The sequence below is a fragment of the Pseudokordiimonas caeni genome (assembly GCF_026719705.1).
Taxonomy (GTDB): domain Bacteria; phylum Pseudomonadota; class Alphaproteobacteria; order Sphingomonadales; family Kordiimonadaceae; genus Gimibacter; species Gimibacter caeni.
On record NZ_JAPPRR010000002.1, the window covers coordinates 94,962 to 107,984 of the forward strand.

Annotated in this window: 11 protein-coding genes; 5 read left to right on the forward strand and 6 right to left on the reverse strand. The window is 60.3% G+C overall.

All coding sequences use genetic code 11. The annotated features are described in order from the left end of the window. Positions 1-2,061 (reverse strand): S9 family peptidase, encoded by a 2,061-nt coding sequence (locus OU694_RS09100; RefSeq protein WP_308910686.1) that lies wholly within the window; start codon positions 2,059-2,061, stop codon positions 1-3. Between the two features lie 104 nt (positions 2,062-2,165). On the opposite strand from OU694_RS09100, the gene OU694_RS09105 reads away from it, so the two are divergent. Beyond that, positions 2,166-2,378 (forward strand): hypothetical protein, encoded by a 213-nt coding sequence (locus tag OU694_RS09105; protein WP_308910687.1) that lies wholly within the window; start codon positions 2,166-2,168, stop codon positions 2,376-2,378. 213 nt (positions 2,379-2,591) lie between these two features. Here the strand turns inward: OU694_RS09105 and lepA are convergent, their stop codons facing one another. Next, positions 2,592-4,397, reverse strand: a complete 1,806-nt coding sequence (gene lepA / locus OU694_RS09110) for a translation elongation factor 4 (RefSeq protein ID WP_308910688.1) — start codon at positions 4,395-4,397, stop codon at positions 2,592-2,594. 103 nt (positions 4,398-4,500) lie between these two features. Further along, on the reverse strand, positions 4,501-5,496 hold the full coding sequence (locus tag OU694_RS09115) for a 2-hydroxyacid dehydrogenase (RefSeq protein ID WP_308910689.1): 996 nt from the start codon (positions 5,494-5,496) through the stop codon (positions 4,501-4,503). Positions 5,497-5,627: 131 nt separating this feature from the next. On the opposite strand from OU694_RS09115, the gene OU694_RS09120 reads away from it, so the two are divergent. The 4 genes from OU694_RS09120 (at position 5,628) to OU694_RS09135 (ending at position 8,443) form a co-directional block, all read left to right on the forward strand. Continuing rightward, positions 5,628-6,131: an SH3 domain-containing protein gene (locus OU694_RS09120; RefSeq protein WP_308910690.1), complete on the forward strand. Its 504-nt coding sequence runs from the start codon at positions 5,628-5,630 to the stop codon at positions 6,129-6,131. A gap of 107 nt (positions 6,132-6,238) precedes the next feature. Then, on the forward strand, positions 6,239-7,231 hold the full coding sequence (locus OU694_RS09125) for a bifunctional helix-turn-helix transcriptional regulator/GNAT family N-acetyltransferase (protein ID WP_308910691.1): 993 nt from the start codon (positions 6,239-6,241) through the stop codon (positions 7,229-7,231). Position 7,232: 1 nt separating this feature from the next. Beyond that, entirely contained in the window at positions 7,233-7,727 is a 495-nt protein-coding gene (locus tag OU694_RS09130) for a GNAT family N-acetyltransferase (protein ID WP_308910692.1), read from the forward strand. A gap of 122 nt (positions 7,728-7,849) precedes the next feature. After that, complete coding sequence (locus OU694_RS09135) at positions 7,850-8,443, forward strand: Tll0287-like domain-containing protein (RefSeq protein WP_308910693.1); 594 nt, start codon at positions 7,850-7,852, stop codon at positions 8,441-8,443. 9 nt (positions 8,444-8,452) lie between these two features. Here OU694_RS09135 and OU694_RS09140 read toward each other — a convergent pair whose 3' ends face one another. From OU694_RS09140 to pnp, 3 genes are all read right to left on the reverse strand, one after another. Next, on the reverse strand, positions 8,453-9,094 hold the full coding sequence (locus OU694_RS09140; protein WP_308910694.1) for a hypothetical protein: 642 nt from the start codon (positions 9,092-9,094) through the stop codon (positions 8,453-8,455). Positions 9,095-9,224: 130 nt separating this feature from the next. Then, the gene (locus OU694_RS09145) at positions 9,225-10,619 is read right to left on the reverse strand and encodes an NAD(P)H-dependent flavin oxidoreductase (protein WP_308910695.1); all 1,395 of its coding nucleotides are present in this window, start codon (positions 10,617-10,619) and stop codon (positions 9,225-9,227) included. Positions 10,620-10,750: 131 nt separating this feature from the next. Beyond that, on the reverse strand, positions 10,751-12,952 hold the full coding sequence (gene pnp / locus OU694_RS09150; protein ID WP_308910696.1) for a polyribonucleotide nucleotidyltransferase: 2,202 nt from the start codon (positions 12,950-12,952) through the stop codon (positions 10,751-10,753). Positions 12,953-13,023: the final 71 nt, after the last annotated feature.

Sequence of the window (13,023 nt, forward strand, 5' to 3'; positions counted from 1 at the left end):
TCAATCCTTTTTGGCGTCGTCTTTTTTCACGTCATAGCGTTCGAACCAGGCGAGGATATGACCGATCTTCTGCACAAGGTTCGACGGACGCGCGGCGATGCCGTGGCTCGCACCGGGGATCTTCACCATCGCGGCATCGATCTTCCGGTATTTGAGTGCCTGGTAATATTGCTCGGTTTCCGACATCGGGGTGCGGTAATCCACTTCACCCGTCATGATCATCGTCGGGGTTTTCACATTGCCGACATAGGCGAGCGGCGAATGCTTCCAGAGATCCATCGGCTCGTCCCACGGCGTGCCCTTCAGCCAGTATTTGCTGTAGTGCAGATACCCGTCCGAGGTCAGCGAGAAGGACAGCCAGTTGATCACCGGCTTCACCACAGCGGCCGCACGGAAACGGTCGGTATGGCCGATGATCCAGGCCGACAGCACGCCGCCGCCCGAACCGCCGGTCACGAACAGGCGGTCTTCATCGATGAAGCCCTTGGCGATGGTCGCGTCCACCGCATCCATCAGGTCGTTATAATCCTTGCTCGGATAATCACGGTCGATGAGGTTCGAGAAATCCTCGCCGTAAGAGGTCGAGCCGCGCGGGTTGCCATAGACGACGACATAGCCCTTGGCCGCAAAAGCCTGCAGCTCGGCCGAGAAAGCCGGGCCGTAAGCCGCGAACGGCCCGCCGTGGATTTCCAGAATCAGCGGATATTTCTTGCTCGGGTCAAAGTCCGGCGGGGTGACTGTCCAGAACTGGATGTCGCGACCATCGACCGATGACTTGAACGACAGTTCCTCAACCTTACCCAGCGTCTTGTGGCCAAGGAGATCCTCATTCAGTGCGGTCAGGAGCTTCGGCTTGCCGCCCTTGCCGACAAGAGCGAGGTCAGCCGGGCGGTCGGTGCGTTCCATGGTGATGACAACACCACCCGGCACCGGCACAAACTCGCCGCTTGTGTAGGGGCGCCCGATCGACTGGCCGCCAAGCGCGTCCGTCAGCACATTGCGTTTGCCCTTGAGGTCCACATTGGCAACAAGCGCCTTGCCGTGATCGTCGTAGGAGACATAGAGGCTCTTGCCGTCCAGCGCCCATTCGAAATCATTGATGCCGCGATCCAGGTCGTCGGTCAGGCCCTGCGGCTTGCCGCCATCGAGGTCCATCACATAGAGCCGGTTTTCACGGTTGCTGCGGGTGTCCTCGTCGAATCCGAGCCATGCCACCCGCTTGCCATCCGGCGAGATCGACGGGCGGAAGTCCGGGCCCTTGCGGTCGGTCAGCTGGCGGATATCACCGGTTTCCACGTTCACAGCATAGAGTTCGGATTCACGGCCCGCATATTCAGCGTCCTCGATGCGCAGGCTGCCGAACAGTATTTCCTTGCCGTCTGCCGTCCACGCAAGGCGGCCGCCATGCTGATAGTCGCCGGAGGTGACCTGACGCGGGGTGCCGCCGTCGGCCGGAATCACGAAAATCTGGCTGTGGGCCACATCGAAATAACCCTGCCCGTCGCCACGATATTGCGGGGCCTCGATCACTTTCGCGGGGCCCGCCCATTTGGCGCCCTCGGGCTTTGCCGGCATGCCCTTGAATAGCGGCTTCTGCTCGGCCTTCACATCCATCACGAAAGCGATGGACTTGCCATCCGGCGCCCATGCGATCTGGCCAAAGCCGTCCTGCAGGTTGGTAAGGCGTGCAGTGTCGCCGGTTTTCAGCCAGCGCACATAAAGCTGGTTGCTGCCTTCCTCGTTGGAGATATAGGCAAGGCGGGTGCCATCGGGCGACAGGCGCGGGCTGCGATACTGTTTCTCGCCCGACAGAAGCGGATGCTGCGCCGAGCCATCAAGCGGCGCGACCCACAGATTGACGCGGGTGCCATCGGTCATGATGTCGCTGGAGCGGCGCTCGTAAACCACCGACTTGCCATCCGGCATCAACTGCGGGCCGGCGGCATATTCGATGTTGAACATGTCTTCAAGTTCGATGAACTTGCCCTTCGCTGCGTCGTCGCCAATGGCCGCCGGAGCGAGAATGATGCTTGCAAGAATTGCAGACTTTAAAAGGCGCATGATATCCCCCACATGATTGTTTGGCCCGGAGCCTAGCACCGGGTGAAGGGGTGTCAACCTCATGCGGTCCGGCCCTGAACCAAAGCTATAGAGGGAAAGAAGTAATGACCGCGAACGGGGATATGATCGGCGTGGCCGTTTCGCTTGTCGTGGCCGCCATCGGCTTCTGGAAGGAGCGCCGCTACACGCCGGGCAAATTGCCCTTGGTGCCGCCTTTTTTCCTGATGTTCACGGGTGCCCTCGGTGCCATCGTTTTCGGCGCCGACCTGATCACCGCGCTCACCGGCGTGACCTGGAGTCCCGGTTTCCAGCGCTGATTTTTGCTGCACAAAAAAAATGCGGAACCGCTCTCGGGGGAGGAGGACGGTTCCGCGCGACACAGTCAGATCAAGGGAGCTAATTTGCTGTATCAGCAATACCCTTGTACTACAGTTTGCGTTAACAGGCAGTAAATATGCACAAAACCCGCACAAAATTGGGTAAAGGTTCCAGTAACGACGCCTGCGAAAGGTTGCCGGTTGGCGCGAAATCTATTTCGTTTCGCGCATCTTTAGGGCGGCAATAAACGCGTCATGCGGGATTTCCACCTTCCCGTACATGCGCATCCGCGCTTTACCTTTCTTCTGTTTTTCCAATAGCTTCTTCTTGCGGGTGACGTCGCCGCCATAGCATTTTGCGGTCACGTCCTTGCGGAGTGCCGAAATGGTCTCGCGAGCGATGACCTTGCCGCCGATGGCTGCCTGGATCGGAATCTTGAAAAGCTGGCGCGGGATGAGATCCTTGAGCCGTTCGCAGAGGGCTCGGCCGCGCGACTCGGCGGCTGAACGGTGGACCAACATCGAAAGTGCATCCACGGGTTCGGCGTTCACAAGAATCGACATCTTCACAAGATCCGATTCTTCATAGACATCGAAGTCATAGTCGAAGCTGGCATAACCACGGCTGACCGACTTCAGCCGGTCATAGAAGTCGTACACAACTTCGTTGAGTGGCAGGCGGTATTTCACCATCGCACGGTTGCCGGCATAGGTGAGGTCGGTCTGAATACCGCGCTTCTCTTCGCAAAGCTTGAGGACCGCGCCCAGATGCTCGTCCGGCACCAGAATCGTCGCATTGATCCAGGGTTCCTCGACATAATCGACGCGCACCACATCCGGCATGTCGGCCGGGTTGTGCAGCTCGATCATCGTGCCGTCGGTCAGGTGGATCTTGTAGATAACGCTCGGGCTCGTGGTGATGAGGTCGAGGTCGAACTCGCGGCTCAGGCGTTCCTGGATGATCTCGAGGTGAAGCATGCCAAGGAAGCCGCAGCGGAAACCGAAGCCGAGTGCGGCCGAGCTTTCGGGCTCATATTCAAACGAGGCGTCGTTGAGGCGCAGTTTCGCCATAGCGTCACGCATATGGTCATATTCGTCGGCATCCGCCGGGAAGAGGCCGCAAAAGACGACCGAGCGCGAGGGCTTGAAGCCCGGCAGCGCGGTTTCGCAGGGTTTGCGCACATCGGTGATCGTGTCGCCCACATGGGTGTCGGCCACTTCCTTGATCGAGGCGGTGAAGAAACCGACCTCGCCGGGGCCTAGCACATCCACGGCCACACCCTTCGGCGTGAAGATACCAACGCGGTCGACATAATGCTCGCTCTTGGCCGCCATCATCTTGATGGTCTGGCCCTTACGGAGCTCGCCGTCGATGATCCGCACAAGCACGACAACACCGAGATAGGTGTCGTACCAGCTGTCGATCAGCATGGCCTTGAGCGGCGCCTCGCGGTCGCCTTCCGGGGCCGGCAGGCGGGTGACGATGGCTTCAAGCGTCTCGTCGATGCCGATGCCGGATTTGGCGGAGGCCAGCACGGCGTCCGAGGCATCGATGCCGATCACATCCTCGATCTGTTCGCGCACGCGCTCGGGCTCGGCGGCCGGCAGGTCGATCTTGTTGAGGACGGGCACGATTTCATGATCGTTCTCGATCGCCTGATAAACGTTCGCGAGCGTCTGGGCTTCCACGCCCTGGCTGGCGTCGACAACAAGGAGCGACCCTTCGCACGCGGCCAAACAGCGGCTGACCTCATAGGCGAAGTCGACGTGACCGGGGGTATCCATCAGGTTCAGGATATAGGTCTCGCCGTCCTTCGCCTTGTACTGCAGGCGAACGGTCTGCGCCTTGATGGTGATGCCGCGTTCGCGCTCGATTTCCATCGAATCAAGCACCTGCTGTTTCATCTCGCGGTCGGTCAGGCCGCCCGTCGCCTGGATCAGGCGGTCGGCAAGCGTGGACTTGCCGTGGTCGATATGCGCGATGATGGAAAAGTTGCGGATATGCTTCTGCAGGGTCATGGCCGTTCGGTCATTTCACTATAAGCCGTTGTCGGACAGGCAGTTAGACCCGCCCGGCAACCGGGGATTCTCATTCAAATCTGTCGTTCGGTCCGGTGCCGCGTCAAAGCGGCAGCACACGGTCCGGCGGCCGGTGGTTGTCCATGAAGGTGCGGATATTGATCAACACCTTCTCGCCCATCGCCACCCGGGCCTCGATCGTTGCCGAGCCCATATGCGGCAACAGAACGACATTGTCGAGCGAAAGAAGCTTCGGATTGATCGTCGGCTCTTCCTCGAACACGTCAAGGCCGGCTCCGGCGAGCCGCCCGACCTCGATCATGTCGGCCAGAGCTTCCTCGTCGATGATCTCGCCGCGGGCCGTGTTGATGATCACCGAATGGGGCTGCATCTTCTTCAGCCGGTCGCGGTTCAGAAGATGATGCGTCTCGGGCGTCAGCGGGCAGTTGACGGACACGAAATCCATCCGGCTGAGCATCTGGTCGAGATCGGCCCAATAGGTCGCCTCCAGCTCGGCTTCCACCTGTGCGGGCAGGCGGGTGCGCTTGTGATAATGGACGGCCATGTTGAAGGCGCGGGCGCGGCGCGCGATGGCCTGCCCGATACGGCCCATGCCGATGATGCCAAGGCGCTTGCCCTGAATGCGGTGCCCCATCAGGAAAGTCGGGGTCCAGCCGGTCCAGTGGCCCGACCGCAGGATCTTCTCGCCCTCGAAAATGCGGCGCGGCACGGAAAGCAGCAGCGCCATCGCAAGGTCGGCGGTGTCTTCGGTCAGCACGCCCGGCGTGTTGGTGACGACAATGCCCTTCTTGTGGGCGGCCTTCAGGTCGATATGGTCGACCCCGGCGCCGAAATTGGCGATCAGTTTCAGCTGCTCACCCGCGGCTTCGATCACCTCGGCGTCGATCGTGTCGGTCACGGTCGGCACAAGGACATCGGCGGTGGCAACGGCGGCTTTCAGCGCTTCTTTCGAAAGCGGCTCGTCCGCGAGATTGAGCGTCACATCAAAAAGTTCCGCCATGCGGGTTTCGACGCTGTCGGGAAGCTTGCGGGTGACGGCGACCTTGGGGCGCTCGCGCCGGTTTCCTGTTTGACTCATGCGGTAAAATAACCTTTTCTAGCGACCTGCCCGCCTCCGGGGCTTGCAGCCTGACGTTCAAGGTTGATAGCAGAAGGGGGCGGCGCTTTCAAACGCCAAGAAGCCCAACCGATAGCAGAGGAAACAGGACCTTGAAGCCCGGCCGGATCATCCTTGCGCTCGTGATCGTCGCGAAGCTCATGATGCTGACGCACACTGCCCACGCCGCAGACGTGGGGCCGAGCGGCAACCCCTTGCCCCGTTTTGTCTCATTGTCGCCTGAAGTCGCCTATCTGCGCACCGGGCCGGGGCTGCAATATCCTGTTGCCTGGGTCTATAACCGCCGCCACCTGCCCCTCGAGATTATCGACGAGCACGGCGCCTGGCGGCAGGTGCGCGACATTGAAGGCACCACAGGCTGGATGCATGTGCGGCTTCTGTCGTCCAAACGCTCGGCGATGCTGGTCGGCAAGAAGCTTGAACTCCATAGCGACCCCGACGCCGCGTCCCGCGTGGTGCTGACCGCCGATGCCGGCGTCATCGGCTGGACTCGCGCCTGTCAGGGTGACTGGTGCCGGCTGGAGATCGAAGGCACCGAAGGCTGGATCGAGCGCCGCCACCTGTGGGGCGTCTACCCGGAAGAAACACTGGAATAACATAAGCTTGTGACGGCCCGCTCCGCCCGGCCGCAAATCCCGTTTGACAGTATATGTAAGTTCTTACATAATTTCTTACATAAATCCCCTGAACGGACACCCGAGTCATGACAACGAACGAAGAACTTTTCACTGAACTCGGCATCGGCACCCGGCTCCGGCGGCTCATTGACCGCATGAGCCCCGATGTGGAGCGGCTTTATGCCGAAAGCAGCCTCACCTTCAAGGCCAGCTGGTTTTACGTGATCTATGCGCTTGCCGAGCGCGGGCCGATGCCGATGGGCGAGATCGGCGCGCTTGCCGGTTTCACCCATTCGGCGGTGAGCCAGACGGTGAAGAAACTGATGTCGCTTGGCCTTATCGATACCGAAACGGCGGATGACGCGCGCCAGAAACTGGTGCGGTTGACCGCGAAGGGCGAGGCGCTCGTCACCAGAAGCCGGCCGATTTGGGCGGCGGTGGAAGCGAGCGTGAAGGATGTGATCGCCGAATCCGGCTTTGATTTCCTGGGTGCCGTCACCGCCATGGAAGACGCGCTCAAATCAAAGGGCCTGCACGCCCGCATCAGCGAAAAGCTGGCCACTGCCGCGCCCCCGCCGTTCGAGATCGTCCCCTATGACGTGGCCTACCGGCAGGCCTTCTATGACCTGAATGCCGAATGGGTGCGCAAATGGTTCGTCATGGAGCCGGTGGACGAAGCCGTGCTCAGCGATCCCGAAGGCACGATCCTGTCGAAAGGCGGCGAGGTTTTCTTCGCGGTCGTCGCGGGCAAGGCCCTTGGCACCGTGGCCCTGAAGCCGATGCCGAAGGAGCGATACGGCGAAGGCGCGTTCGAGCTGACCAAGCTTGGCGTCTCGCCCGAGTATCGCGGCGGCGGCATGGGCAAAGCACTGTGCGAGGAAACCATCCGGCGCTTCACAGCGCGCGGCGGGCGGCTCCTGTTCCTGGAGACGAACACATTGCTGCAGCCCGCCATCCGGCTGTATGAAAAGCTCGATTTCGTGGCGATGGAACCCTTGATCCCAAGCCCCTACGAGCGCGCCAACTATTATATGGAATGGCGCGGCAGCCCGGCCTTCCGGGGCGAGAAGGCGGCGTGACATGAGCGATATCCGCCTCACCGGCTGGAACCTGGCCTACAAAGCGGCTTTCTACGACATCAATATCGCGTGGCTCGAAGAGCATTTCACGGTGGAGCCCAAGCACCGCGCCGTTCTTTCAAACCCTGAAGACGAAATCCTGGCGGGCGGCGGCGAGGTCTTCTTCGCGCTCAAGGACGGGGTTGCCGTCGGCACCGTGGCGGTGCGCGCCGATGGCGGCGGCGTATATGAGCTGACCAAGCTTGGCGTCACCCCCGCCGCACGCGGGCTGGGGCTCGGCCGGTTGCTGTGCGAAGCGGTGATCGACTGGTTCAGCGCCCAAGGCGGCACCCGGCTTTATCTGGAAACCCACACCAAGCTGACCGCCGCCATGCGCCTTTATGAAGCGCTGGGCTTCGTCACCGGCACCAACCCTTCGGGCGACGCCTACGCAGGCACCGATTGCTATATGGAATGGCGCGGCAGCCCGGCCTCATCCGACGGCAAAGCGGCCTGAAAATTCTCCCACTGCCGTGAGATGCCATCCAAACGGTGTCTCACGGCATTTTTGTCGCATGGCTGGCCGCGTGCTTTTCAGCTATCATCCAAAGATGGTGGCGGAATTCACGGAGGCAGACGATGCGGCAGGCCCTTCTCCCGACCCTGATGACACTGGCGTTCGCGCTGACCCCGGCGGCGGCAGCGGACGAAGGCTATGACGCGGCGACGTTGAAGGCGCGCTCGGCGGCGCTCGCTGACCGCTATCAGGCCGAACTGATGGCGCAGTTGCAGGCGGCGCTCGCAGCGGGCGGGCCCACCGCCGCCATCGAGGTCTGCGCCGAGGTGGCGCCAGAAATTGCTGCAAACCTTTCAGAAGAATCCGGTGCGAAAGTGGCGCGCACGTCCCTCAGGGTGCGTAACCCCGATGCCTTCCCCACCACCACCGAACGCGCCATGCTGATCGTGATGGCCGAAGCGCCCGTGGACGACACCGGCAAACCGGCGGAGCGCGTGTGGGCCGAAGCCGACGCCACGGGCACCATGGCCACCCTGCACTATATGCGTGCGATCCCCCTGAAGCCCCAGTGTGCTGCCTGCCACGGCGAGGCCGTCGACCCCGCCCTTCTCGCCACCATCAAGGCCCGCTACCCCGCCGACGCCGCCACCGGCTTCAAGGTCGGGGAGCTACGCGGTGCGTTCACGATCACGTGGCCGAAGGGGATGGTGGAGTGACGGAAAGAGTCACTGCCCTGATAGATCTCGCATAGCTACCGAGAATAGTTCGTTCAAGCAGTTAAGCCACGTCCTTGGGGCCTGTTCGTCGATCGTACTCTCCTCAGCTTTGCTAAAATTCAAATTCCGCATACGCAGATCAATCGGGAATTTTGCTAAAAGCTGCCCGTCATCGAGAGTGTACCCGACCGTTATTTGAGCCTCAGAAATAACTGGTTCAATTAGCGCGGCAATGGTTTCGTTGCCAAATTCATATACAGATAACTTAAAGCCCGTCTGCTCTGCATCCATCGTCCTGACAAATTCTGACTTATTCGTCTTATATCCGTTTATTAGGTACAGTTCAGATGGCGCCAGATATCTTACTGGATCATCCTCATAGCGAATCCCAAGTTTCAACATTACTGCCGGCACTTTTTCAGGCAATGCGTACACGTTTATAGAACCAGAAATGTACGCGAGTTTGCCGCTGCCATACTCGGCATCGCGTCTAGCAGCTTCGAAATTTACGGAACAGCCGCGAAACTCGCCGCCCATAAACGTAGGGGTCACCTCCGACGAAATCGTGATTTCATCGGAAGCTGCTATGTCGGCCGAACGCAAAGTGAGGCTGCAAATTCCAGCGCATATCAATTGCAGATATCGCGACATACTCCCCCTCTATTTTCTTCGATAGCCGCTATTTACTAAAGTCTCGCAGATTTCCGGGGAAAAGGCAGCAATACAAAAAAGGGGCACCAACCGGGCGCCCCTTTTGTCGTCTCTATAACTGGTCAGGCGATCAGTCGCCTTCCATGATCCGGTTCACGAGCTGCTTCACGGTGGGCACGAAGCCGTTTGAATAGAAGGGGTCTTCGGCGAAGCGGAAGGCATTGTGGCCGGCGAAAACGAGGTTGTTTTCAACACTGCCGCCGTGGGCCACGTCATCGAGCGTCTTCTGGATGCAGAAGCTGCGCGGATCGGCCAGTCGCCCGGTCGAATGCTTTTCATTGTCCGCCCAGCTCGAAAAACGGCACTGCGACAGGCAGCCCACGCAGTCGGCCTGGTCCTTGCGGATTTCGCCGGCCTTGTCGCCCGTCACGAAAATCAGGCTGTCGTCCGGGGTTTTCATCACGCGGTCGAAGCCGGCTTTCAGCCATTCCATCACGCTTTGCTCATCCGACTTCCGGAAGAAATAGCGTTTGCGGTCAATGGTCATTTCGGTATCGAAATCATTGTCCTGGGTGGCGCGGAAATTCACCTGACGGCGGGAACGCTCCACCAGCTCGCCAAGGAAGCTGTTCTTGATCGCGCTCGAGAAGAAGCCGGTCGGGCTGAAGTTCTGCAACAGCACATCGCCGGGTTTCAGCGACATCAGCTTCTGCTTCCACTTGTCGGAAATCGGGCTTTCCTTGGTGAGAAGCGGCCGGGTGCCGAACTGGAACATCACCGGGCCAATTTCCTTGTTATCGATCCAGTGGTCCCATTCCTTCAGGTTCCACACGCCGCCCGCCATGATGATCGGCACATGATCGAGGCCGAGCTCGCGCATGATGCGGCGCAGTTCCGCCACGCGCGGGTACGGGTCACCGGGTTTGGTCGGGTCTTCGGCGTTCGAGAGGCCGTTATGGCCGCCGGCGAGCCACGGGTCTTCGTAAACGACACCGCCCAGAAGCTCGGACACGTTTTTGTAAGCACGTTTCCAGAGCGCGCTGAAGGCGCGGCCCGAAGAAACGATCGGATAATAATGGACACCGTATTTCGCGGCGAGTTCGGCGAGTTTGTAGGGCATGCCTGCCCCGCAGGTGACGCCGTGCACCATATCCTTGGTTTTTTCAAGGATGCCATGCAGCGCGCGCTGCGCCCCGCCGAGTTCCCACAGCATGTTGATATTGATCAGGCCCTGCCCGTTCGAAATATCCCACGCCTTGCGGATCTGGTCGATTGTGCCCTTGATCGAGAAATCGACCATTTCGTCGTGGCGCTCGGCGCGGGTGCGGCCCTTGTAATCGTGGGGCACCACATTGCCGTGCGCGTCATACTGATCGGCGATCACCGCCGAGATGGTGCCAACGCCACCAGCCGCCGCCCACGGGCCGGAGCTCGCGCCGGTCGAAATCGCGACACCCTTGCCGCCTTCGATCAGTGGCAGCACTTCCTTGCCGCCGAGGCGAATGGAATTGATAGAAAAGCTCATCCAACACTCTCCCTAGTCGGCGCAACCCTACACGCGCCGTCCCCCTTAAGAAAGAAAAACCGGCACGGGGCTATTATACCCCATGCCGGCTTCAATTTGTTTAACGAAAGTCTATGGCCGAAACCAAAGGCTTAGTCGCGGTCACGACGCGGACGACGCTCGCCGCGGTCGCCACGATCACCACGGTCGCCCGAGGGGGCAGCCTTGGCCGGACGCGCGTTCGGGTCTTCTTCGCCGGTTTCCTGATTCACGACACGCATGGAAAGGCGAACCTTGCCCTTGCCGTCGATCTCGAGGCACTTGACGTAAACCATGTCGCCTTCGTTCACCACATCGGTGACCTTCTCGACGCGGTCTTCCTTCAGTTCCGAGATATGGACGAGGCCGTCGCGGCTGCCCATGAAGTTGACGAAGGCGCCGAATTCCATGATGCGGACGACCTTGCCGTGATAGATCTTGCCAACTTCCGGCTCGGCCACGATGCCAATGATCCAGTTGCGGGCGGCTTCGATCTGTGCGGCGTCCGACGAGGCGATCTTGATGGTGCCGTCGTCTTCGATATTCACCTTGGCGCCGGTGACTTCCACGATCTCGCGGATCACCTTGCCGCCGGTGCCGATCACTTCACGGATCTTGTCGGTCGGGATCTTCATGGTTTCGATGCGCGGGGCGTGAGCCGAAAGCTCGCCGCGGGCACCGGTCAGGGCCTTGCTCATCTCGGCAAGGATATGGGCACGGCCACCAGCTGCCTGGTTGAGCGCGACTTCCATGATTTCCTTGGTGATGCCGGTGATCTTGATATCCATCTGCAGGGCAGTGATGCCCGCTTCGGTACCGGCTACCTTGAAGTCCATGTCGCCGAGGTGATCTTCATCACCCAGGATATCGGAGAGAACCGCGAAACGGTCGCCTTCCTTGATGAGGCCCATGGCGATACCCGAAACCGGACGGGTGATCGGCACGCCGGCATCCATCATCGAGAGCGAAGCACCACAAACGGATGCCATCGAGGACGAACCGTTCGATTCGGTGATTTCCGACACGATACGGATCGTGTAGGGGAAGGCTTCCTTCTCAGGCAGAACGGCCTGAACAGCGCGCCATGCGAGCTTGCCGTGGCCGATTTCGCGGCGACCGGCGCCGCCCATGCGGCCGCACTCACCCACCGAATAGGGCGGGAAGTTATAGTGCAGCATGAAGGCCGAGCGGTAGCTGCCTTCAAGGGCGTCGATGATCTGCTCGTCTTCGCCGGTGCCGAGGGTGGCAACCACGAGACCCTGCGTTTCACCGCGGGTGAAGAGCGCCGAACCGTGGGTACGCGGCAGGATGCCGACTTCGGAAACGATCGGGCGGACCTGATCGAGATCACGGCCGTCGATACGCTTCTTGGTGTCGAGGATCGAGTTGCGGACGATATCGCTTTCAAGCGCCTTCAGGAGCTCGCCTACGACGGTCGCCGAGAGGGCGTCGTTCGATTCGATCTCGTCGGCGAGGTCAGCGAAGACTTTCTCTTTCGCAGCCTTGATCGCCTTCACGCGGTCCTGCTTGGTGGTGATGCCGTAAGCAGCACGGAGGTCCGCCTCGGCAACCGATTTGATGCGCGCGACAACAGCCGACAGGTCAGCCGGTTCCGGCAGTTCCCACGGGTCTTTGGCGGCCGCTTCAGCAAGCTCGATGATCGCATTGATCACCGGCTGCATTTCGGCATGGCCGAACATGACGGCGCCGAGCATGACTTCTTCCGAAAGCTCTTTCGCTTCGGATTCGACCATCAGAACAGCGTCCGAAGTACCGGCAACCACGAGTTCAAGGGCGCTTTCCTTGATCTCTTCAGTCGTCGGGTTGAGGATGTATTTGCCATCCGTGTAGCCAACCTTGGCGCCAGCAATCGGGCCCATGAACGGCAGGCCGGAAAGGGTGAGGGCAGCAGACGCGCCAACCATGGCGACGATGTCGCTGTCGTTTTCAAGGTCGTGGCTCAGAACCGTGCAGACAACCTGCACTTCGTTCTTGAAGCCATCGATGAAAAGCGGGCGGATCGGGCGGTCGATAAGGCGCGACACGAGGGTTTCTTTCTCGGTCGGGCGGCCTTCGCGCTTGAAGAAGCCGCCGGGGATCTTGCCGGCAGCGAAGTATTTTTCCTGATAGTTCACCGTGAGCGGGAAAAAGTCCTGCCCCGGCTTGGCCGACTTGGCGCCCACAACGGTGCAGAGCACGGTCGTGTCGCCATAGGTCGCCATTACGGCGCCATCGGCCTGGCGAGCAACATGGCCGGTTTCCAGGACAAGCTTGCGGCCGCCCCAGGTGAGTTCTTTGCGATGAATGTTGAACATTGTCTAACCTCTGTTGGACCGACCGGGCTTAAAACATTCCTCGACCGGCAGGTCCTGGCATGGCCCCTTGA

Bases quoted from the DNA above. Each gene is read 5' to 3' on its own strand.
- OU694_RS09115 (WP_308910689.1), bottom strand. From the start codon at position 5,496: ATGAGTCAAACAGGAAACCGGCGCGAGCGCCCCAAGGTCGCCGTCACC.
- OU694_RS09105 (WP_308910687.1), top strand. From the start codon at position 2,166: ATGACCGCGAACGGGGATATGATCGGCGTGGCCGTTTCGCTTGTCGTG.
- OU694_RS09125 (WP_308910691.1), top strand. From the start codon at position 6,239: ATGACAACGAACGAAGAACTTTTCACTGAACTCGGCATCGGCACCCGG.
- OU694_RS09140 (WP_308910694.1), bottom strand. From the start codon at position 9,094: ATGTCGCGATATCTGCAATTGATATGCGCTGGAATTTGCAGCCTCACT.
- OU694_RS09100 (WP_308910686.1), bottom strand. From the start codon at position 2,061: ATGCGCCTTTTAAAGTCTGCAATTCTTGCAAGCATCATTCTCGCTCCG.
- OU694_RS09135 (WP_308910693.1), top strand. From the start codon at position 7,850: ATGCGGCAGGCCCTTCTCCCGACCCTGATGACACTGGCGTTCGCGCTG.
- pnp (WP_308910696.1), bottom strand. From the start codon at position 12,952: ATGTTCAACATTCATCGCAAAGAACTCACCTGGGGCGGCCGCAAGCTT.
- OU694_RS09130 (WP_308910692.1), top strand. From the start codon at position 7,233: ATGAGCGATATCCGCCTCACCGGCTGGAACCTGGCCTACAAAGCGGCT.
- lepA (WP_308910688.1), bottom strand. From the start codon at position 4,397: ATGACCCTGCAGAAGCATATCCGCAACTTTTCCATCATCGCGCATATC.
- OU694_RS09145 (WP_308910695.1), bottom strand. From the start codon at position 10,619: ATGAGCTTTTCTATCAATTCCATTCGCCTCGGCGGCAAGGAAGTGCTG.